The sequence below is a fragment of the Streptococcus vicugnae genome (assembly GCF_016461705.1).
Taxonomy (GTDB): Bacteria; Bacillota; Bacilli; order Lactobacillales; family Streptococcaceae; genus Streptococcus; species Streptococcus vicugnae.
The window spans coordinates 236,629-258,140 of sequence record NZ_JAEMHW010000001.1 but is presented as its reverse complement, the minus strand read 5'-3'; the positions used below and the strand labels follow the sequence as shown (position 1 = coordinate 258,140).

General features: G+C 37.1%; 19 protein-coding genes. 9 read left to right on the top strand and 10 right to left on the bottom strand.

What is annotated here, in order from left to right:
- The first annotated feature begins 8 nt into the window (after window positions 1-8).
- Entirely contained in the window at window positions 9-920 is a 912-nt protein-coding gene (locus JG537_RS01240; RefSeq protein WP_074481457.1) for an HAD family hydrolase, read from the top strand.
- A 39-nt stretch (window positions 921-959) separates the two neighbouring features.
- On the opposite strand, the gene JG537_RS01235 is transcribed toward JG537_RS01240, so the two are convergent.
- From JG537_RS01235 to pepF, 6 genes are all read right to left on the bottom strand, one after another.
- Window positions 960-1,583 carry a histidine phosphatase family protein gene (locus JG537_RS01235; RefSeq protein WP_199542604.1) on the bottom strand — a complete coding sequence of 208 codons (624 nt, stop codon included), beginning with the start codon at window positions 1,581-1,583 and terminating at the stop codon, window positions 960-962.
- A gap of 21 nt (window positions 1,584-1,604) precedes the next feature.
- Window positions 1,605-2,090 carry an aminoacyl-tRNA deacylase gene (locus JG537_RS01230; RefSeq protein WP_132869090.1) on the bottom strand — a complete coding sequence of 162 codons (486 nt, stop codon included), beginning with the start codon at window positions 2,088-2,090 and terminating at the stop codon, window positions 1,605-1,607.
- Window positions 2,091-2,168: 78 nt separating this feature from the next.
- Entirely contained in the window at window positions 2,169-3,158 is a 990-nt protein-coding gene (locus tag JG537_RS01225; protein WP_199542601.1) for a peptidoglycan recognition protein family protein, read from the bottom strand.
- A gap of 67 nt (window positions 3,159-3,225) precedes the next feature.
- Window positions 3,226-4,083, bottom strand: a complete 858-nt coding sequence (locus JG537_RS01220) for a glycoside hydrolase family 25 protein (RefSeq protein WP_132869092.1) — start codon at window positions 4,081-4,083, stop codon at window positions 3,226-3,228.
- 148 nt (window positions 4,084-4,231) lie between these two features.
- Window positions 4,232-4,711, bottom strand: coding sequence for a glutathione peroxidase (locus JG537_RS01215; RefSeq protein ID WP_199542598.1), 480 nt, complete (start codon window positions 4,709-4,711; stop codon window positions 4,232-4,234).
- Entirely contained in the window at window positions 4,704-6,503 is a 1,800-nt protein-coding gene (pepF, locus tag JG537_RS01210) for an oligoendopeptidase F (protein WP_199542596.1), read from the bottom strand. Before pepF ends, JG537_RS01215 begins: the two co-directional genes overlap by 8 nt.
- 313 nt (window positions 6,504-6,816) lie before the next feature.
- Here pepF and ppc point away from each other — a divergent pair, with 313 nt between their 5' ends.
- The 6 genes from ppc to tpiA all read left to right on the top strand — a co-directional run bounded on the left by ppc (window position 6,817) and on the right by tpiA (window position 14,921).
- Window positions 6,817-9,639: a phosphoenolpyruvate carboxylase gene (gene ppc / locus JG537_RS01205; protein WP_199542586.1), complete on the top strand. Its 2,823-nt coding sequence runs from the start codon at window positions 6,817-6,819 to the stop codon at window positions 9,637-9,639.
- A gap of 114 nt (window positions 9,640-9,753) precedes the next feature.
- On the top strand, window positions 9,754-11,037 hold the full coding sequence (gene ftsW, locus JG537_RS01200) for a cell division peptidoglycan polymerase FtsW (protein WP_199542584.1): 1,284 nt from the start codon (window positions 9,754-9,756) through the stop codon (window positions 11,035-11,037).
- A gap of 143 nt (window positions 11,038-11,180) precedes the next feature.
- Complete coding sequence (locus JG537_RS01195) at window positions 11,181-11,690, top strand: RNA polymerase sigma factor (protein WP_199542582.1); 510 nt, start codon at window positions 11,181-11,183, stop codon at window positions 11,688-11,690.
- Entirely contained in the window at window positions 11,674-12,648 is a 975-nt protein-coding gene (locus JG537_RS01190) for an anti sigma factor C-terminal domain-containing protein (protein ID WP_199542580.1), read from the top strand. The genes JG537_RS01195 and JG537_RS01190 overlap by 17 nt, the downstream gene beginning before the upstream one ends.
- Window positions 12,649-12,776: 128 nt before the next feature.
- Window positions 12,777-13,973 (top strand): elongation factor Tu, encoded by a 1,197-nt coding sequence (tuf, locus tag JG537_RS01185; RefSeq protein ID WP_132869431.1) that lies wholly within the window; start codon window positions 12,777-12,779, stop codon window positions 13,971-13,973.
- 189 nt (window positions 13,974-14,162) lie between these two features.
- The gene (tpiA, locus tag JG537_RS01180) at window positions 14,163-14,921 is read left to right on the top strand and encodes a triose-phosphate isomerase (protein ID WP_009854602.1); all 759 of its coding nucleotides are present in this window, start codon (window positions 14,163-14,165) and stop codon (window positions 14,919-14,921) included.
- Between the two features lie 99 nt (window positions 14,922-15,020).
- Here tpiA and JG537_RS01175 read toward each other — a convergent pair whose 3' ends face one another.
- From JG537_RS01175 to JG537_RS01160, 4 genes are all read right to left on the bottom strand, one after another.
- Window positions 15,021-16,256 carry an aminoacyltransferase gene (locus JG537_RS01175; RefSeq protein ID WP_132869432.1) on the bottom strand — a complete coding sequence of 412 codons (1,236 nt, stop codon included), beginning with the start codon at window positions 16,254-16,256 and terminating at the stop codon, window positions 15,021-15,023.
- Window positions 16,256-17,470: an aminoacyltransferase gene (locus tag JG537_RS01170; protein WP_199542570.1), complete on the bottom strand. Its 1,215-nt coding sequence runs from the start codon at window positions 17,468-17,470 to the stop codon at window positions 16,256-16,258. Before JG537_RS01170 ends, JG537_RS01175 begins: the two co-directional genes overlap by 1 nt.
- Window positions 17,470-18,279, bottom strand: a complete 810-nt coding sequence (yidA, locus tag JG537_RS01165) for a sugar-phosphatase (RefSeq protein ID WP_199542567.1) — start codon at window positions 18,277-18,279, stop codon at window positions 17,470-17,472. Before yidA ends, JG537_RS01170 begins: the two co-directional genes overlap by 1 nt.
- Window positions 18,280-18,454: 175 nt before the next feature.
- The gene (locus JG537_RS01160) at window positions 18,455-19,756 is read right to left on the bottom strand and encodes an HD domain-containing protein (protein ID WP_199542565.1); all 1,302 of its coding nucleotides are present in this window, start codon (window positions 19,754-19,756) and stop codon (window positions 18,455-18,457) included.
- Window positions 19,757-19,851: 95 nt separating this feature from the next.
- On the opposite strand from JG537_RS01160, the gene JG537_RS01155 reads away from it, so the two are divergent.
- Window positions 19,852-20,730 carry a sulfite exporter TauE/SafE family protein gene (locus JG537_RS01155; RefSeq protein WP_199542562.1) on the top strand — a complete coding sequence of 293 codons (879 nt, stop codon included), beginning with the start codon at window positions 19,852-19,854 and terminating at the stop codon, window positions 20,728-20,730.
- Window positions 20,731-20,801: 71 nt separating this feature from the next.
- Window positions 20,802-21,188 carry a YwiB family protein gene (locus JG537_RS01150; protein ID WP_199542559.1) on the top strand — a complete coding sequence of 129 codons (387 nt, stop codon included), beginning with the start codon at window positions 20,802-20,804 and terminating at the stop codon, window positions 21,186-21,188.
- Window positions 21,189-21,512: the final 324 nt, after the last annotated feature.

Here is a 21,512-nt window from a genome sequence, read left to right as displayed (position 1 = left end):
AGAGATTCATGATTACTTCAATTGTTTTTGATGTTGACGATACGATTTATGACCAACAGGCACCTTATCGCATTGCCGTTGAGAAATGTTTTCCTGATTTTGATATGAGTAAAATCAATCAAGCTTACATTCGTTTCCGTCATTATTCAGATGTTGGCTTCCCACGTGTTATGGCTGGTGAATGGACAACTGAATATTTCCGTTTCTGGCGTTGTAAAGAAACATTGCTTGAATTTGGTTATCGCGAAATCGATGAAGCAACTGGCGTGCATTTCCAAGAAATCTACGAAGAAGAATTGGAAAACATTACAATGCTTGACGAAATGCGCATGACGCTTGATTTTCTTAAAGAAAAAGGCGTTCCAATGGGAATTATCACAAATGGTCCAACAGAACACCAATTGAAAAAAGTTAAAAAACTTGGTCTTTATGACTACGTTGATCCAAAACGTGTTCTTGTCAGCCAAGCAACTGGGTTCCAAAAACCTGAAAAAGAAATTTTCAACCTTGCTGCTGAGCAATTTGACATGAACCCTGCAACAACACTTTACGTTGGAGATTCTTACGACAACGACGTTGTCGGTGCCTTCAATGGTGGCTGGCATTCAATGTGGTTTAACCACCGTGGACGTAGCTTGAAACCTGGTATCAAACCGGTTTATGACGTTGCTATTGATAACTTTGAACAATTATTTGGTGCTGTTAAAGTTCTCTTTGACCTTCCAGATAACAAATTCATCTTTGACGTTAATGACAAGAAAAACCCAATTCTTGAAATGGGAATTAACAACGGTTTGATGATGGCAGCAGAACGTTTGCTAGAAAGTAACATGAGTATCGATAAAGTTGTTATCCTACTTCGTTTGGACAAACAACAAGAAAAAATTCTTCGTATGAAATACGCAAGACACAGTAAATAATAAAAAGCTCTCCATACGGAGGGCTTTTTGCTATTTAAATCATTTTTCCTTGTAATATGTATCGTTCCATTTAAGACAAGTGTATTGATTGAAATCAAAGGTTTCAAGAACAGTGACACTGCCGTTATCTAAACCACCATTAGAACGTAAAACAGCTGGTTCATAACCAAGTAAGTTACGAATAGAAGCAGTGAAGTTAGCGCCGTGTCCAACTAAAAGGACATGTTGAAATGGGCGACCTTTCATTGAACGAATAAAAGCTTCTACACGTTTTGTTGTCTGATAAAGAGATTCAGCATTGAAAATCTCGTTGTCAAATTTAGCAAGATTATGACGGAACGCATCCATTTGTTTAGGATAAATATCAGTCATAGTTGCGATTTTGCTACCTTCTAATTTTCCAAGATGCCATTCACGAAGTGCAGGTTGAAAACTAATGGCTTTTGGGTAGTTGTTGCGTGACATGATGATTTTGCAGGTGTCACTGGCACGTTTTAAGTCACTAGAGAAAACAGCATCAAATTTAATATCTTGAAGATACTCTCCTAATTTTTCGAGGTCGCGAACAGATTCTTCTAAGAGTGGAGAGTCACCATTTGCACCTTGAAAACGTCCTTCAAGATTCCATTGTGTTTTACCATGTCTTACAAAATATAATTTCATTTTTCTGTCCAATCTAAGCTATCATTGGTGTGAATCATCAATTAAATCAGCAAAACTTGCATCGACAAAATCTGCCAACGTTTGGCTATCGATGCGGATTGAGCGTCCAACTTCACCAGCAGAGACAATCATAGTTCCCATTTCAAGAGCGCGATTATCAATGAAAATTGGGAAATTGTGTTTTTGGTGGATGCCGACAGGATTGTTAGCGCCGTGAATGTAGCCAGTTGTTTTTTGAAGATTCTTTTGTGGAATCATGCTGACTTTTTTATTTCCAGAAACTTTGGCCAATTTCTTTTCGGAAAGGTGTTCGGTGATTTGTACGATTCCGATTAGAGGACCAGTTTTATCACCACTAAGCGCTAAAGTTTTGAAAATATCTGATTTTTCAACGCCTTCAGGTAACTCATCTTTTAAGGCATTGATGGCTAAGCTGTCATGTTCAATTTTTGCTTTATCTAAAATTTGGTCGACTAAAGTCTTTTTTAATTTCGCTTTTTTTGCCATTTTTCCTCTCAATCTTTCTATTTCAGTCTATTCACTCTCTATTTTACTAAAAAAATAAAAAGGTACAAGTTTGCACCTTTAAAGAGTATTATAATACGCTTGGACGAGCTCAACAAAGTCATTAACATCATAATCGCATCCAAAATAGTAATAGCCAGTTTCACTCCAATAATCAGTTGGATCAACGTGGTCTGTTCCACCAAGATATTGGCTAACCATTTCGTGTGTCCAAATACTTCCGCTTCCATTTTCTTGACCAAGTGTTACGGGAAGGTCATATTTTTTTAGCATGTACGCCGTGTAATAAGCAGCATTGGCTAATTGCTTTGCAAAGCCGTCTTGTGAAGTTTCATGTGTTAATTCAAATTGAATGTAGTAAGGATTGGCTTTGGCACCAGCGCCTTGAGCTTCGTAATTTTCATCAGCAATACGAAGAATGGTTGCATCGTCGATGAAAGAATGGACAAAAATGCCTTCTTCATCATAATTTTGAATCATATAGTTCACTTCACTTTGGATAGTTGAATTATCAACGCCAGTATCGTGAATAATGATTCCACGAGGTTTACCATCAGAGGTTTTATAAGCGCTTTGTTCAAAGCTCTTTTCAATACTATCTGTAATCTCGCTGTGTGAATAGGTAAGTGTCCCAGCAATATATTGGTTGATGGCGTTTGTTTGCTGTAGTGAAATATCTTTGGTGTCGATATAGTAAGTTTTACCATTCATGTCAAATTCTGCAAGGGTAACTTCTTTTTCATTGATTTTAGCTTTGTAATAATAAGCATCGATAGATAACTCGGTATCTTTTGGAAGACTGGTGCTTGAGCCATTTTTTGTGTAAATATTAGCTTTAGTGTTTGAGACAGTGGCTGTTTGAGACGTAGTGTAGTTGCTAGCTGATGACAAATCCAAGCCTTGATCAAGCGCGTGTGTAATAATTCCCGAAAAGAATAGTTTAGAAAAAATGATTATAAGTGCAGCAGAGGAAATGACTAAGACAGAAATGTTTAGGTAAACTGATTTTTGATGTCGTTTCCTCCGAGAGAGATGTTTCTTTATTGTCATGTCTAAATTATAGTTTGATTGGCTTAAAGAAAAATAAAAAGACTAGCAAAATCAAAATGCTAGTCCTTTATTTGTTATCAGCTTTTCCGAAAAGTTTTTCGTACGTTTCTTTTCGATCTTTGGTAACGGCGATTTGGTTCAAATCAAGAGCAGAATCAAACCCGCCAAGGTAACCTTGTGATGTATATTGATGAAGATCGTAATCCAAGTCTGTCTGTGGAGCAGCATCGTAGTAACCTGAGTCTGAACCATAAGCAGGAATCCATACAGCATCAAAACCGTCGACAGAAATTTCTTGCTCGGTCATGAAATAAGTACCGATATAGATACCTACTTTCTCAGCTCCAAGTCGTTTTAATTCACTTAAGAATGCCTGTACACCTTTGTTCATGTCTGACATAGTTGCTTCCTCAACGTCAATCCAGTAGAAAGTAGGTTTGTATGGCGAAGCATTTTCATAGAAAGTTCTTGCTTCGTTTTTCATTTCTTTGACGCTTTTGCCGAGGGCGTAACTGTAGACGGCTACAGGCACATCTCGTTTTTGAAATTCTTTGATATGTGTCTTAAACGATTTATCGATACCAGTTGTATAGGCAGCGTTGCTATCTTTACTGATTTGTGACCCTCCATAGACACGTACGATAGCACCAGAAATATTTTGAGATAAAGTATCGTAGTCAATTTCATTTGGTAGTTGCCAACCTGAAACGTCGATAATTGGATTAAGAACAAATTCTTCATCAGTTTCTGAAGTTGATGTAGTGGTAGGTGTCGTGCTTGAGCTACTCATAGTTGGAATAGAAGCTTTAGCCGAAGCCAGTTGTTGCTTTCGTAAGCTATCAGAGTGAACTTTACCAATCACGAGAAATAGCCCACACAGGGCGAAGAAAACTACAACAACAATTGGTTTTAATCGTCTTCTCATTAGTCATATTTTAGCGTAAAAAGAATCAAAAATCAAAACAATGATCATTTTGTAACCAAATTGTCATATTTTTTAACAAACTATCTATGGACATCACGAAAGTCAGTAACGCCAGTAAAGCCGTTGCAATAAGCTTTTCTGGGGTATGTTATTTGAAAAGGCTTTCTAGTTCTGTAACAATTGTTTCAGGTTCTGTTTTTGCAGAAAAGCGTTTGACGACATTTCCATTTTGGTCAATAAGGAATTTCGCAAAGTTCCATTCGATACGTTTGCCAAGTGGACCTTTCTTTTGGTCTTTCAGCCATTTGTATAGGGGATCAGTTTCTTTTCCGTTAACATTGATTTTCGCAAAACGTGGAAATGTTGTGTGATAATTTAAAGTACAAAAAGTGTTGATTTCATCAGCAGTTCCCGGCGCCTGATTCATAAATTGGTTACAAGGAAAATCTAAAATTTCAAATCCTTTATCATGATAATTATCGTAAATCTTTTGCAGGCCCTCGTATTGTGGCGTTAGACCACAACCAGTTGCGGTATTAACCACCAAAAGGACTTTACCTTGGTATTTTGAAAGAGAAATGTCTGATCCATCTTGGGCTTTGACAGTGAAGTTGTATAGATTAGTCATGATTAAGCTCCTCTGTGTATGTAATGATTTGGTCGACGGTATCACTCAAGAATTGGATGGTATCACGAAGTGGTTGAGCGGTTGAGATATCAGCACCGATTAATTTTGCAGTGTCAAGTGGCGTACGTGAACCACCAGATTTCAAGAAATTTAGCCAATCTTTGTCACCGTCTCGATTACGTTTTAGGTTAAGGTAACCTGTAGTTGAAATAACCATACCAGCAGAGTAAGTATAGCTATAAAGTCCCATGTAGTAGTGACTTTGGCGCATCCAAGTAAGTGCAGCGTCATCATCAATATCGATGGCATCACCCCAGAATTGACTTAGGACGTCTTTCATAATGCTGTTAAGTTGTTCGGCACCAAAAGTCTTACCTTCTTCAATTAAGCTGTAAACACGACGTTGGAAGGCTGCTTCTAATAAGTGTGTGATGAAATTGTGGAAGTAAGTGTCTGTTAAGCGGTGAGCAAGTGCAAAACGTTTTTGACGTGGGTTATCAAATTGTTTTTCCAGATAATCACTTAAAAGTAGTTCGTTGAAGGTTGATGGAGCTTCAACGTAGTAAGTTGACATGTGAGTATTGAAGTAACTTTGGTTATTGTCAGAGAAGATAAATTGACCAGAGTGCCCGATTTCGTGAATGAGTGTGTAAACATCAGACATACGACCAGTCCAACTCATTAAGATGTAAGGATGAACTTTGTATGGGTCGGCAGCGTAACCGCCAGAATCTTTGTTGGCATTTGCGGCAAAGTCAACCCAGCGTTCTTTTCTGAAACGTGAGACTTCATTTGCGTATTCTTGACCAAGAGGTGCCACAGATTTCATGACTATATCATAAGCATCATCGATAGTAATTTGTGGATTTAACTCGCCGTCCAAATCAAGTTTCCAATCCGCAAATGTCATTTTCTCAATGCCGTTGACTTTAGCAACGTGTTTCAAATATTTTTGGGCTACTGGAGCAAACTCAGTCATGATAAGGTCTATTTGGCGATTGAACATGTCACAGTCAACTTCTTGTTCAGCCAGGAGATAATCAAAGACTGAATCATAGCCTCGCATGTCAGAAATCAGTTTTTCAGATTTAACTTGTGCGAGATAAGCGCTAGCTGCTGCATTTTGGTGTTTTCGAAGGCCGGCAGAGAAAGAACGAAAGGCTTTTTCACGTACTTCAGCATTTTCATGATTTTGATAGAAGTTTTCATAAGTAACAAAAGAGTTTTTGTAAACTTTACCTTCTACTTCAAAATCATCCATGGCGAAGTCACCAGCTCGCATTTTTGTGTAAATATCTTGCGGAGCGCTAAAAACTTCACCAAGGTTGGTCAGTGTTTTTTCAACTTCTGGAGAGATGAAGTGACTTTTCTTAATTTTTGCTTGGCGGATGGCTGCGCTAAAATGCGGATTAGCTTCCAAAGTATCTAGAATTTCAGAATCTGCAGTAGCAAGAGCAGTGTCAAAGAAACTGAGTTCTACGTTAGCTTTGGTAAAGAAATCTGCACCAGCTTGAGCAATCTGAGCAAATTCTTCGTTGCTAAAATCAGTTGTTTGTGGCATAAAGGCATAGTTGTCGATGTGGCTCATTTCGATGTAGATTTGTTCAACTTCGTAAAGGGCGCGAGTGAAATCATCAACGGTTTTCAAATTATCTAGATAATTCTTTTTAAAAAGTGTGATATCCTCAAGTGTTTTTTCAATACTTCGTAAAAAATCTTCGCGGTCTTGGTAAAGGGCACTTAGATCCCAAAGTTCATTTTCAGGAAATTCTGAACGTTGTTTTAATTCCATGTTCTACCTCTTCTTATAACTTTATTATGACTCAGTATATCAGAAAAAAGTAGTGAAATAAAAAGAGAACTGTTAAAATTTTTTCAAAAAAATTTTTGTGGAATATCAATTTTTTAGTAAAGCGGTGACATTGCCCATCTAACAAGCTTTGTCAGGAAATAATGTGAAGAAGGTTGTTTAAAAAAGTCAGAAAATTATATAAAATAATGTGCAATTTATAGAAATTGGGTTACATTTTCCGTAAAAAGTGGTATGATTAAGTAGTACGCTTGTAATAAAGGATTAAAATCCGAACAAAAAAGGAGTGAAGAGTGTGACAATCCAAAAACTGGAGAACAATGATACCCAGTCGATCATTACCGAGGAAGTCAAAGTTTTAAAAAGCTTGCTCGATGAAACAACCCATCAGATGGTTGGTGATGAGGTATTCGCTAAAATTCAAAACATTGTTGAATTGTCAGCAAGTGATGAATACGTCAAACTTGAAGAATTAGTAGCTCAGTTAACCAACGAAGAGATGGTTGTTGTGTCTCGTTATTTTTCAATTTTGCCACTTTTAATCAACATTTCTGAAGACGTTGACTTTGCTTATGAAATCAACTACCAAAATAATACAAATCAAGATTATCTTGGCAAGCTCTCTATGACAGTTGACATGGTTTCAGAAAGCGAAAACTCTAAAGAAATCCTTGAAAATGTAAATGTTGTACCTGTATTGACTGCCCACCCAACACAAGTTCAACGTAAAACGGTTCTTGAATTAACAAATCATATTCACGACCTTTTGCGTAAATACCGTGATGTGAAAGCAGGAGTTGTTAACCGCGACAAATGGTACACTGACTTACGCCGTTACATTGAAATCATCATGCAAACGGACATCATTCGTGAGAAAAAACTTAAGGTAAAAAATGAAATTACCAATGTAATGGAATATTACAATGGATCCTTAATTCAAGCGATTACTAAATTGACGTCAGAGTACAAACGTTTGGCCGCTGAAAAAGGTATTGACCTTGAAAATCCAAAACCTATCACAATGGGCATGTGGATCGGTGGTGACCGTGATGGTAACCCATACGTAACTGCTGAAACACTTCGTTTGTCAGCTACTGTTCAAAGTGAAGTCATTATCAATTACTACATTGAAAAATTGACAGGCCTTTACCGCACATTCTCACTTTCAACAACGTTGACAAAAATCAGCCCTGAAGTTGAACGTTTGGCTGAGCTATCTAGCGATAAGTCAATTTACCGCGAAAATGAACCATACCGTAAAGCCTTCAATTACATCCAATCAAAATTGATTCAAACATTGATTGAATTGAAAGCTGGTCCAACTATTTCACGTCGTGCACTTGAAAATAGTAAACTTGGTTCAGATGTTTACGCAAGCACTAACAACGCAAGTGTTATTGCTAAATATTTACAAAACAAAGTTAATAAAGTTTCATCAGAACTTCAAGATGAAATTCCAAGTTATAAAACTGCTCAAGAATTTAAAGACGACTTGCTCATCATCAAACAATCATTGCTTGATAACGATGATGATGCCCTCTTGACAGGTGACTTTAGTGAGTTGCTTCAAGCTGTCGATGTCTTTGGATTCTACCTTGCAACAATTGATATGCGTCAAGATTCAAGTGTTAACGAAGCTTGTGTCGCAGAATTGTTGAAATCAGCAAATATTGTTGAAGATTACAGCGCTCTTTCTGAAGAAGAAAAAGTTAAAGTGCTTCTTAAAGTGTTGCAAGAAGATCCACGTACTTTGTCATCAACAAATGCTGAAAAATCTGAACAACTTCAAAAAGAATTGGCTATTTTCCAAACAGCTCGTTACCTTAAAGATAAATTAGGTGATGAAGTCATCAAACAACACATCATTTCACATACTGAAAGTGTTTCTGATATGTTTGAATTGGCTATCATGCTTAAAGAAGTTGGTTTGCTTGATAATCAAAAAGCACGTGTTCAAATCGTACCACTTTTTGAAACAATCGAAGACCTTGAAAACTCACGTGGTATCATGGAAGAATATCTTGACTATGATATTGTTCGTCGTTGGGTTTCAGCTAACAAAGGTTACCAAGAAATCATGCTTGGTTACTCAGATAGTAACAAAGATGGTGGTTACCTATCATCAGTATGGACACTTTACAAAGCTCAAAATGAATTGACTCGTATCGGTTCAGAACGCGATATTAAAGTAACCTTCATTCATGGTCGTGGTGGTACTGTTGGCCGTGGTGGTGGTCCTTCATATGAAGCTATCACATCACAACCGTTTGGTTCTATCAAAGACCGTATCCGTCTTACAGAACAAGGTGAAATCATCGAAAACAAATATGGTAATAAAGACGTTGCTTACTACAATCTTGAAATGTTGCTCTCAGCAACTGTTGACCGTATCGTAACTCGTATGATCACTAATCCAGATGAGATTGATACATTCCGTGAAACAATGGATGGTATTGTCACATATTCAAATGGCGTTTACCGTGATTTGGTATTTGGAAATCCACATTTCTACGATTACTTCTTCGAAGCTACTCCAATTAAAGAAGTATCAAGCTTGAACATTGGTTCACGTCCGGCTGCTCGTAAGACAATCACAGAAATTTCTGGTCTTCGTGCGATTCCTTGGGTATTCTCATGGTCACAAAGTCGTATCATGTTCCCGGGTTGGTATGGTGTTGGTTCAGCCTTCAAACATTTCATCGATGCTGAAGAAGGAAATCTTGAAAAACTTCAACACATGTATGAAAAATGGCCATTCTTCCATTCACTTCTTTCAAACGTAGACATGGTATTGTCTAAATCAAACATGAATATTGCTTTCCAATATTCAAAATTGGCTGAAAGTGAAGAAGTTCGTAATGTTTTCAATATTATTCTTGATGAATGGCAATTGACAAAAGATGTCATCTTGGCAATTGAAAAACATGATAACTTGTTGGAAGAAAATCCATCACTTCGCGCAAGCTTGGATTATCGCATTCCATACTTTAACGTTTTGAATTACATTCAAATTGAGTTAATAAAACGCTTGCGTCATGATGAGTTAGACGAAGATTACGAAAAACTCATTCACACTACAATTAACGGTATTGCCACAGGATTACGTAATTCTGGCTGATATGTTTAACCAAAGTCGAGGTCTGGGATTAAGTTCTCAGACTTTGACTTTTTTTTAGTCCAGAAAGATGATATAATGTCATATGATAAAATCGAAGATATTATAGGTGACTCTATGAAAATTGATAAAAGGCATCTCCTAAATTATTCTATCCTTGTGCCTTATTTAATCCTTTCAGTAATTGGATTAATTGTTGTCTATTCAACAACCAGTGCGACACTGATTCAATACGGTATAAATCCCTTTATGTCAGTACTGAACCAAGGAGTCTTTTGGATAATTAGTCTAGTTGCTATTCTTTTTATATATAAATTAAAATTAAACTTTTTAAAAAACTCTCGTACTTTGACAATGACGATGATGGTAGAAGTAGTGCTCTTGTTGATTGCGCGTTTCTTCACCAAGACTGTCAACGGTGCTCACGGTTGGATTGTTATTGGTCCGATTAGTTTCCAACCAGCTGAATATTTGAAAATCATCATTGTTTGGTTTTTAGCATTTACTTTTGCTAGACGTCAGGAATTAATTTCAACGTATGATTATCAAGCCTTGACAAAACGTAAATGGTGGCCGACTAAGATGAGTGATTTGAAAGACTGGCGTGTGTATTCATTAGTCATGATTCTTTTGGTTGCTGCTCAGCCTGACCTTGGAAATGCAGCTATCATTGTTTTGACTGGATTGATTATGTATTCTATTAGTGGTATTGGTTACCGCTGGTTCTCAGCCATCTTGGCAACAGTAACAGCTCTTTCAACAGTCTTCCTCGGTATGATTGCGATTGTAGGGGTTGATAAGATGGGGAAAGTTCCTGTCTTTGGTTACGTTGCTAAACGTTTCAGTGCTTTCTTTAACCCATTTAATGATTTGTCCGATTCGGGACACCAGTTAGCACATTCTTATTATGCGATGAGTAATGGCGGCTGGTTTGGCCGTGGACTTGGAAATTCTATTGAAAAGGGCGGCTACCTTCCAGAAGCAACGACAGACTTTGTTTTCCCAGTTGTTATGGAAGAGCTTGGTATGATTGGGGCAAGCCTCATCCTAGCTCTGCTATTTTTCCTAATCTTGCGCATCATGCATGTTGGGATTAAGGCTAAGAATCCATTTAACTCTATGATTGCTCTTGGAATCGGTGGGATGATTTTGATGCAAACTTTTGTTAATATCGGAGGAATTTCAGGATTGATTCCGTCAACTGGTGTTACTTTCCCATTTTTGTCACAGGGAGGAAACAGTGTTCTGGTTCTTTCAGTAGCGGTAGGATTTGTTCTAAATATTGATGCCAATGAAAAACGCGAAGAGATTTATCGCGAAGCAGAAGCAGAATTACAAGCCAAGCAACGAGTTACCCAAATTCAAGAAGATAACGTTATTGATTTAGATAGCTTTTATTAATAAATAGAAATCTCCTAAGAAATTAGGAGTTTTTTTGTAACCAATCCATTTTTTTAACGTTATAATAGTGAAAAGAAAAAATTTAGCTAGGTATTTTGATTTTCAAGCGTTATATCAAAAATGAGATTCGAAGGGAAAGGAAGGTGAATAGGATTAAACTGGATGGTTATGAAGTTGAATTATTAAAATTTGCACAAGAAATTGCGTATTATTTACAAAAATCTGGTGCCAGTGCTGAAAGTGCACACGATATTACTCAAGATGTTCTTGTAAAGATGCTAGAAAGTGAGATTATACTTCCTTTCGAGAAAATGAGGGCATGGATGTACCGTGTTGCAGTTAGACTTTATATTGATCGCTATCGACGTGATAAAAAGTATTGGGAAATCCTACAGAAAGAATTTTTTAGAGAAGAGAATCTTATTGTATTCGATTCACCGGATTATGAGCCACTCTATCAAGCTATTTTATTACTAGAAGAAAAGTATCGCATAACAATTGATTTATTTTACTTTCAGAACTTTTCTGTAAAAGAAATTAGTCAGGTGGTAGGAGTTTCTATTAGTAAAGTGAAAATTGATTTGATGAGAGGTCGTCGAAAATTGAAGAAAATATTGGAAAAAGAGGGATACACATATGAAGAATTTAAGTGATTTTGAAAAAATTGCTCGAAAAAGTAAACGTCGAAATAGAATAAAAACAATTTTTATTAGTTCTATAGTAGCCTTATTAAGTTTAGGACTAATTATGAAAATTATGACAGAGGTGACTAGCCATAATGGTAATAAGGTAAAAGAGCATTATTTATTGATGTCAGAAATTGCTTATCCAAATATTTATTATACTAATTGGTATTTTACACCGACATCAAATTACTCTGGACAGTTTCATTCAGATCGTTTTAAAACTATTGATGGCATTGAGGTGCCATATGAAAGTATGAATGCAAATTACTCATTGCGCATCGCTGATTTAGAGGATAGTGCTGTTTGGCAGACTGGTAATAAAACTACTTCTTATACCCATATTAATCGTTACAAAAATCCAATGTTTTTCAATGTTAATCATGATTATAGTAGTGAAGATACATTTCAAGTAACTAAAGATATTAGTATAATTAAAGAAATGAACAAGCAAGCTGTTGAGGTAGCAGTTACTTTTGATAGAGGTTATACTTATCAAGAAATTCAAAATAAGATTCCAGATAATCTATTGATTAATTGGTATTGGATTGGAAGTAGTGGTAAAGGGGATACTGCTACTCTAACACCTGATACACAATATGGTTTAAAAAGTTATGAAGATGGGAAGTTAACAGAAAAAGATTTTTTACAATTCAGTTCAAATTTAAAAACTGCTCTTAATAAAGGTTATATAAGCGATAAGGTAGAAACAACATATCAAAATGGTAAGACAGTAAAAATAGATTCAAAAGAAGAGGTCGAAGATTATTTAAGTAACAGTAAAGATTTTAGAAGTGCCAAATTTTCTGGTGTTATTCTCACAGGGCGTGCTGAAAGCTTTGCACAACTTGAAAATAAAGATTGGATTTACGCTTCGAATATTGGTCAAAGTGTCATAATTCAGCCATATCACACCCTTACGAAATGAAGAAATCTTAAATTAAGTAGTAAAATACTTGCAATTCTTGCATAATTTGTTAAAATAGTAAGGTAAAGTTAGACTGTATTGCCTACTGTCTATCTATAAAATATATTTTATTGGAGGCTTTTACCCAAATGGCAAAAGAAAAATACGATCGTAGTAAACCACACGTTAACATTGGTACAATTGGACACGTTGACCACGGTAAAACTACTTTGACAGCTGCAATTACAACAGTTCTTGCTCGTCGTCTTCCAAGCGCAGTTAACACACCAAAAGACTACGCTTCTATCGATGCTGCTCCTGAAGAACGCGAACGCGGTATCACAATCAACACTGCACACGTTGAATACGAAACTGCTAAACGTCACTACGCTCACATCGACGCTCCAGGACACGCGGACTACGTTAAAAACATGATCACTGGTGCTGCCCAAATGGATGGTGCTATCCTTGTAGTAGCTTCAACAGATGGTCCAATGCCACAAACTCGTGAACACATCCTTCTTTCACGTCAAGTTGGTGTTAAACACCTTATCGTCTTCATGAACAAAATTGACCTTGTTGATGACGAAGAATTGCTTGAATTGGTTGAAATGGAAATCCGTGACCTTCTTTCAGAATACGATTTCCCAGGTGATGAACTTCCAGTTATCCAAGGTTCAGCACTTAAAGCTCTTGAAGGTGACACTCACTACGAAGACATCATCATGGAATTGATGGACACTGTAGATGAATACATTCCAGAACCAGAACGTGATACTGACAAACCATTGCTTCTTCCAGTCGAAGACGTATTCTCAATCACTGGTCGTGGTACTGTAGCATCAGGACGTATCGACCGTGGTACTGTTAAAGTCAACGACGAAGTTGAAATCGTTGGTATCCGTGACGACATCCAAAAAGCTGTTGTTACTGGTGTTGAAATGTTCCGTAAACAACTTGATGAAGGTCTTGCAGGGGATAACGTTGGTGTTCTTCTTCGTGGTATCCAACGTGATGAAATCGAACGTGGTCAAGTTCTTGCTAAACCAGGTTCAATCCACCCACACACTAAATTCAAAGGTGAAGTTTACATCCTTACTAAAGAAGAAGGTGGACGTCACACTCCATTCTTCAACAACTACCGTCCTCAATTCTACTTCCGTACAACTGACGTTACAGGTTCAATCGAACTTCCAGCAGGTACTGAAATGGTAATGCCTGGTGATAACGTTACTATCGACGTTGAATTGATTCACCCAATCGCCGTTGAACAAGGTACTACATTCTCAATCCGTGAAGGTGGACGTACTGTTGGTTCAGGTATCGTTTCAGAAATCGAAGCTTAATTTTAGTTAATTAATTAAGTTCCCAGATAACAATTATTAGTCAGATAGTAATTGTGGAAAGAGTCCCGTAAGGGGCTCTTTTTTTGCAATTTCTTTCATGATTATGTGTAAAAATCCCCTCGAACCTTTAAAAGATGCTGAAAATATGATAGAATAAGGGGGTAAATAAAAATAGAAGAGGTATGTGAAATGTCACGTAAACCATTTATCGCTGGTAACTGGAAAATGAACAAAAATCCAGAAGAAGCTAAAGCATTCGTTGAAGCAGTAGCTTCTAAATTGCCTTCATCAGAACTTGTTGAAGCTGGTATCGCAGCTCCTGCACTTGACCTTTCAACAGTTCTTGCTGCAGCTAAAGGTTCAAACCTTAAAGTTGCTGCTGAAAACTGCTACTTTGAAAACGCTGGTGCTTTCACTGGTGAAAACAGCCCTAAAGTATTGTCTGAAATGGGAACTGACTACGTTGTAATCGGTCACTCAGAACGTCGTGAATACTTCCACGAAACTGACGAAGATATCAACAAAAAAGCTAAAGCAATCTTTGCTAATGGTATGCTTCCAATCATCTGCTGTGGTGAAACTCTTGAAACTTACGAAGCTGGTAAAGCTGCTGAATTCGTAGGTGGACAAGTTTCAGCTGCTCTTGCTGGATTGTCAGAAGAACAAGTTTCTTCACTTGTTATTGCATACGAACCAATCTGGGCTATCGGTACTGGTAAATCAGCTAGCCAAGATGACGCACAAAAAATGTGTAAAGTAGTTCGTGACACAGTTGCAGCTGACTTCGGTCAAGCAGTAGCTGATAAAGTTCGCGTTCAATACGGTGGTTCAGTTAAACCTGAAAACGTTGCAGCTTACATGGCTTGCCCAGACGTTGATGGTGCCCTTGTTGGTGGTGCATCACTTCAACCAGAAAGCTTCCTTGCTCTTCTTGACTTTGTAAAATAATCAAGAATCATTGAAGTTATATTAAAAACTACTTGTCTTAGGACAGGTAGTTTTTTTGTACTAAAAAGGCTTAGAACCTATGTTCCAAGCCTTTGTCTTTTAATAACGTCTAAGAATTTTTTTGAGATTATGGATAAGTTTGTATTTGAGTGGGTGTGGGTAATAACGGAAGGTTCCCATTTTTCGAGTGATGTAGCCGTTATAGTTTTGTTTAAAGCGTAAAACGCCGTCAGAGCCATCGAATTCTCCAGTGATACCTAAGAGGTTATAGGTTGTAATACCACGCTTGATGGCTTCTAGCATAACGTATTCTTGTAAAAGAGCAGGTGCGTAGAATTTATTAAACTCTGGGTAAGAACCTGAGAAGAGATAGACGGCTTCTTGTTTGGTATAAACAAAGAGGCTACCAGCTAAAATAACATTCTGTGAGCCGTATTTTTCAATAAAGACTTTAGCTTCAGCGATACGAGTGTCAAATGTAGCTGATTGACTTGATAGTTCACGCAATTGATTTTGTTTCTTTTCAGAACCGTTGTTATTTTCAATAGCTGAGCGAAGTTTTTCAATTCTTTGGTTAAGTTTTCCTTGATCGCTTTCAAGGTGTTGTAAATAATCTTGGAAATTAAGGGTTGCCACCATAAATTCGCAAGAATCTCCAAAGCTATCATAGAAATCTTGGTAGTAGTCAAGTGACTTGTCTACATAATCTCTGCGGTTAGAAGTAGCAGAAGTAATTTTTTTGAAAAGTGGTAGCTCATCACGATCAAGTTTTCGTAACGTGATACCAAATGTTTTAGCTTTTTTGACAAGTGGGCGACCTTTTTTACTAAATGATTTTAACAAAGTCTTTTCAGTTAGGTCAGTCAAATCTTTGACGTAATGCCAATCAGGTTCACCACCGGGGTAACCTGTCAACAATCCATCGTGATGATAGCCTAGTGATAGGAAATCTTCTAGCAAAGCTGTATTAGCTTGGTCTGTTGGTTCACCATTGGTATCGAAATGTTGATAGGTGTCAAATGGTTTAACCAATAACTCGATAGCGCCGTTTTCTTTAGCATAAACTTGAAGTTCTTGATAGAAAGCTTTCAAATAGATTTGATTGCGAGAAGTAGGACCGGAATTGATTTCCATGTGAAGTCCACCAGCTACTGGCGTGCTATAAAGAACACCAGCGACTTGCAGTTCATCAGCTTCCTTTAATCCAAGATAAGTGACTTGGTAACCACGTTTTTCAAGCAAATCAGCCATTTCGACAGATTGCATGAATGATTTGTAATTGACGGTATTGCAAAAAGTCTCAAAAACTTTTTTATCGATAATCTCAAGAGACATTAATGGCCATTTCTCCTTTGTTTGCGAATGTTATAAGCCAAGTTTGATAGTTTGTAAAGTAAACCATTTACTGGGATGTTAAATTCACCAATAAATTCTTCGATTGTTGGGTTGAAGTTTGATTTGAATTTAGTTAATCCATCATCAAGTGTTCCTTCAACACCACCCATATTTGCCCAGATGATGCCATCAGCATAAGCATCTTCAAATACTTTTGGATAAAGTGAGTATTGTGGGTAGAATTTTTTGAATTCGTCATTCATACCAGCGTAAAGCATTTCCATGACATTACCAAATGATACAGATAAGATACCAGCGATGATGAGTTCATCAGGGTATTTTTCAACGAATTCTTCAAATTCAGCGATGTATTTAGTAACAGAATTTTTTTGTTGTGTTAATTTTGTTAAACGTTTTTTCTGATGTTCAGCTGTTTCTGCCAAGTCTTTTTCGATTTGAGCAAGTTGTTCTTTGTATTCAGCTAAACGTTTTGGAAGATTTACTTTTGCTAAGTGAAGGTAAGCATCATCACCGTATGTTTCCATCATTTTGCGGAAGTAATCTTCGTTACGAAGGGCAACGCCTTTACGGTTTTCAGTAAGTGCTACGACATCAGCAAAGGCTTTTACATCATCTATTGTACCACGGCTAGTGATAACACCTCGGTGAATAGCGTCTTTCATCAAACGTTTTGTGTGTTTAGGGAAAGTTGATGTCATGTCTTCTTGTGTGTAGACGTTAGCTTGGAAGCGAGGTTGAATACTTTCAGCAATTGTTGTTGTGCGTCCAGTCCATTCGCAACCAGCTGCTTTCAAGTTGTCGATTGCAAGAAGTGTATCTTTGTTTTCATCAACTTCTTCACCGATTTTATATTGTTTTAATAACAATGCTGGATCCATCTTGATGAATAGAGCATGTTTTGTTTTACCATATTTTTTAAGTGAGCTAATCACGAAAGCAACGAGTTCTTTATCGCTGTAGTCCATGATTGGTCCACGTGGAATGTAAAGCATAGTAAAGCCAAGTGGCAAAGCTTTGATAAGGACAGAAGCGGAAGCGACTAATTGGTCGTCTTTGTAGAAACCAATACGTTCATTGTCCCAGTTATCCTTGATTTTTGCCCAATTTGAAGATTGTAATAGATTAGTTTGATTACTTGCTTTCGCAAAATTATCGTGTTCTTCAGCTGAGATACCGATTTTATAGCTATACATTATTTTAAGACCCACTCTCTAAGGGCGTGTGCTACGCCACTTTCTTCGTTTGATTTTGTAATATATTTAGCAATTTCTTTAAGCTCAGGTGTACCATTTTCCATAACGACAGGGTTACCAACAGCTTCAAGCATGGCACGGTCGTTTTCAGCATCGCCGATTGCCATAGTTTGGTCAGGAGTAAGCCCCATTTTTTCAGCAAGGTGTTTAATGGCATTTCCTTTGCTTGCGTTTTTATTCATGAATTCTAGATAAAATGGTGTTGATTTAACGATAGTGTATTTATCGAAGAACTCTTGTGGAATTTTTTCGATGGCTGCATCGAGGATTTCAGGTTCGTCGATGAACATCATTTTAATAATTTCTTTATCGCCCATTTCTTCTGGAGTGCGGTAAAAAATTGGTATATTAACCAAACTTGATTCATGAACCGTGTATTTTCCAATGTTGCGGTTAGCAGTGAAAATTCCTTTTTTCGTGATAGCGTGCATGTGAACATCTAATTTACGGCTAAGGAACTCAATATCAAGATAGTCTTCATAGGTCATGGTTTCAGTGATAATATTTTCACCAGTTGACGTGTCTTGGACTAGCCCACCATTGAAGGTAATGACATAATCGCCTTCTTCTCTTAGGTTTAATTCGTTAAGAAGTGGCTGAACACCGGGAATTGGGCGCCCAGTTGCGATAATGACCTTAACACCTTGTTTTTTAGCTTCTTGAACAGCTTCAAAAACCTCAGGCGTGACTTTACGGTCGTTGGTTAAAAGTGTGCCGTCGATGTCGACAGCGACTAATTTAATAGACATAAGGTTAGTTTACCCCTCCTAAAGAATCTCTACCTATATATCTTACTAAAAAGTGGCCTATTTGTCATGGGGGACACAAGGAATTCTAATAGGTACCGTTTTCATTTTAAAAATATAAAAGAAAAGGAGCAGGATATCACTTTGACAAAACGTCTCAAGGTTTATCCTTATCTCCTTAATCATGAGATACAAAATGATCATTTGCGATATAGCTCATAAATTCATTTTTGGTATGTGCGAACAAGTCATCATCACTGAGCATTTCTTTTGGAAAGTAAAAACGTCTATCTCCATAAATGGTACCTGTCAAAGTTTTGACAATTGGTGAGATAGTTGATAATTCAACAACTGAACCATCTTTTTGAATCATGTTAATCTCAGTGCGAGGTTCTTTCTTTTCTGGGCGATAAATATCATAAGGCAGGTCAAAATTAACATGAATACCAGTGTAATAATCTGGATCAAAGCCAACAGATTTGACTAAGTCGACTAAGTAGCTCAATTCTTGACGTGATGCTTCTTCGAAAGTTACGGATTTAAAGACTTTTCGGTTAACAAAACGGCTGGCTAAATCAGCTAAAATGTCATCTTCAGCAGTCATCCATGCTTGAAAATAAGTGTTCATAACACCATCATCCAGTGAAAGATAATCATGCAAGTTGGCATGATTAGCTAAAAATGGCATGAGGTTTGGTGATGTTCTTTCAAAGAACTGGCTATCGATTTGGTAAAGGTATTTGGCACGTTTTAAAAGATTTTGTAGCAGAACTTCCATTGCTCGGCTAGCTGGATGGAAGTAGACTTGCATGTACATTTGAAATCGGCTGACGATATAATCTTCAACAGCGTGCATGCCACTGTATTCAAAAACAATACCATCTTTTGTTGGTCGAATAACTCGTAGAATACGTGTTAAATCAAATTGACCGTAGTTAGCGCCACTATAGTAAGAGTCACGTAAAAGGTAATCCATTCGGTCACAATCGATTTGACTTGAGATGAGTTGCACCACTTGTTTATTGTGATAAGTGTGGTTAATAACGCTAGCGACTTTTTCAGGAAAATCTGGTGAAACACGACGTAAGATAGCATTGACTTCTGTATCAAGGCTAGTGATGATTTCTTGAGTAATAGCTTCGTGATCAGTGTCAAAAAGCTTTTCAAAAGTGTGTGAGTAAGCACCATGCCCAACATCATGTAGAAGCGCAGCTACCATAGTTAAGAGATTTTCATTTGAATCCCAGATATCTGGAAATTTAGCATCAAAAATCTCAGTAACTCGTCTAGCAATCTCATAAACACCTAAGCAGTGTGAAAAACGACTGTGCTCTGCACCATGGAAGGTAAATACAGTTGTCGAGACTTGCTTGACGCGACGTAGGCGTTGAAATTCTTTACTATTAATGAGGTCATAAATGACCGGATGATTGACAGTTATATAATTGTGAACAGGGTCACGAAATACTTTTTCATTCATAGTTTCATTATAACAAAAATGCCAAAAATAATATTGGCTTAACTCTTAAAAGGTTTATGTTTACGAAAGTTAAAAAATTGCTTATAATGGAGCTTATGACAAATGAACTTATTTTACGTTTAATCCAACTTTTTTTGGTATTCCTAATCGTTTGGGTTTTGGGAAATATCTTTTATCATGCCAAAAAAAATAAGATTAATTTAAAGGAAAAATTCTGGACAGGACTATGGATTGGTTACTTGACAGATTTATTAGATACATTAGGAATTGGGACTTTTGCTACAAGCACAGCCCTTTTTAAAGCGACAAAGTTAATTAAGGATGACAAGCAGATACCTGCAACCTTATCGACAGCACACGTTATTCCGGTATTGATTGAGGCGCTTTGCTTTATCACGATTGTTAAGGTAGAGTTGCCAACTTTACTGACAATGGCTACAGCCTCATTTGCAGGAGCTTTTGTTGGTACACGAATCACAAAAAATTGGGATACGCGCCGTGTTCAAAGAGTGCTCGGAACTTTGTTGATTGTTGCTGCCATTATTATGGTTTATCGTATGATTGTTAATCCAGGAGCTGGTATGAGTGATGGTGTTCATGGCCTTCACGGTGTCTGGCTTGTACTTGGAATTGCTTTTAATTTCACGATTGGAATTTTAATGACTATGGGACTTGGCAATTACGCCCCTGAGTTGATTTTCTTTTCAATGCTTGGAATTAATCCGTCGATTGCCCTTCCAGTGATGATGCTTGACGCAGCAGTTATCATGTCAGCAAGTACAACAGATTTTATTAAATCGGGACGTGTGAATTGGCCGGGTGTTCTTGGAATTATTATTGGTGGTTCTTTTGGGGTACTGACTGCGGCGTTTTTCCTCAGTCAGCTTGATATTAATAATTTTAAAGTTCTTATTATTTTCATTGCTATCTTTACAGGAACAAGTTTGCTTCGTTCATCTGCTATTAAGCGTTAAAACAGCGTTATTATTGGCTTTACGAGGAAAGAATTGGTATAATTTTAGAGAAAGGAAGAAGCTTACATTAAATGAAACTTCATATTAAGAATAAAATTGATTTAGATGGACAAGTTGAGTTAGTTGAGCAATCATACCCAGTCAAATTAACAGAAAAAAATGGTCATATTTACCTGACTTATACCAATGAAGAAAAAGAAACGGTTATGCTAAAATGCAATGACCAAGAGTTGATTATGACACGTTTTTCAAAGCCAAAATCAATCATGAGATTTCATCGTGAAAATCCAGCTTTGGTTGCCATTCCTACCCCAGTTGGTTTGCAACATTTACAAACACAAACCAGTGTCTATGAGTTGGATGTTGACCAACAAAATCTTAAAATTCATTATCAATTGAAACAACTTGAAGGCGATAGTGTTTTTGCTAATTATCAGCTAGAAATCAAATGGTTGTAAGCCTAACCAAAGCTTGATATATCAAGCCTTGAGACTCATGTGTTTAGTTGACAAACGATTTGAAAATTGATATGATTACTCTGTATTCAAGGGAGTAGCAGGCGATTTTTACATTTATTTTTGCTTTCTTTATCAGTGCCTTGCTTTGATGGATTTTAGTCCATTCTATAGCTGTAGTACTTAGGATGAGTGAAATTAATGATAAAAGCTCAGCGCGCATTTGCGGCTGAAAAATCGCGTTTATGTCGTCATTACGAAATCACTGATTTCCGGCATAATCTTAAACAGCGAGACTTGTTTTAAAAAAACAGGTCTCTTTTTCTA

Bases quoted from the DNA above. Each gene is read 5' to 3' on its own strand.
- JG537_RS01240 (WP_074481457.1), top strand. From the start codon at position 9: ATGATTACTTCAATTGTTTTTGATGTTGACGATACGATTTATGACCAA.
- JG537_RS01235 (WP_199542604.1), bottom strand. From the start codon at position 1,583: ATGAAATTATATTTTGTAAGACATGGTAAAACACAATGGAATCTTGAA.
- JG537_RS01230 (WP_132869090.1), bottom strand. From the start codon at position 2,090: ATGGCAAAAAAAGCGAAATTAAAAAAGACTTTAGTCGACCAAATTTTA.
- JG537_RS01225 (WP_199542601.1), bottom strand. From the start codon at position 3,158: ATGACAATAAAGAAACATCTCTCTCGGAGGAAACGACATCAAAAATCA.
- JG537_RS01220 (WP_132869092.1), bottom strand. From the start codon at position 4,083: ATGAGAAGACGATTAAAACCAATTGTTGTTGTAGTTTTCTTCGCCCTG.
- JG537_RS01215 (WP_199542598.1), bottom strand. From the start codon at position 4,711: ATGACTAATCTATACAACTTCACTGTCAAAGCCCAAGATGGATCAGAC.
- pepF (WP_199542596.1), bottom strand. From the start codon at position 6,503: ATGGAATTAAAACAACGTTCAGAATTTCCTGAAAATGAACTTTGGGAT.
- ftsW (WP_199542584.1), top strand. From the start codon at position 9,754: ATGAAAATTGATAAAAGGCATCTCCTAAATTATTCTATCCTTGTGCCT.
- JG537_RS01190 (WP_199542580.1), top strand. From the start codon at position 11,674: ATGAAGAATTTAAGTGATTTTGAAAAAATTGCTCGAAAAAGTAAACGT.
- tuf (WP_132869431.1), top strand. From the start codon at position 12,777: ATGGCAAAAGAAAAATACGATCGTAGTAAACCACACGTTAACATTGGT.
- tpiA (WP_009854602.1), top strand. From the start codon at position 14,163: ATGTCACGTAAACCATTTATCGCTGGTAACTGGAAAATGAACAAAAAT.
- JG537_RS01175 (WP_132869432.1), bottom strand. From the start codon at position 16,256: ATGTCTCTTGAGATTATCGATAAAAAAGTTTTTGAGACTTTTTGCAAT.
- JG537_RS01170 (WP_199542570.1), bottom strand. From the start codon at position 17,470: ATGTATAGCTATAAAATCGGTATCTCAGCTGAAGAACACGATAATTTT.
- yidA (WP_199542567.1), bottom strand. From the start codon at position 18,279: ATGTCTATTAAATTAGTCGCTGTCGACATCGACGGCACACTTTTAACC.
- JG537_RS01160 (WP_199542565.1), bottom strand. From the start codon at position 19,756: ATGAATGAAAAAGTATTTCGTGACCCTGTTCACAATTATATAACTGTC.
- JG537_RS01155 (WP_199542562.1), top strand. From the start codon at position 19,852: ATGACAAATGAACTTATTTTACGTTTAATCCAACTTTTTTTGGTATTC.
- JG537_RS01150 (WP_199542559.1), top strand. From the start codon at position 20,802: ATGAAACTTCATATTAAGAATAAAATTGATTTAGATGGACAAGTTGAG.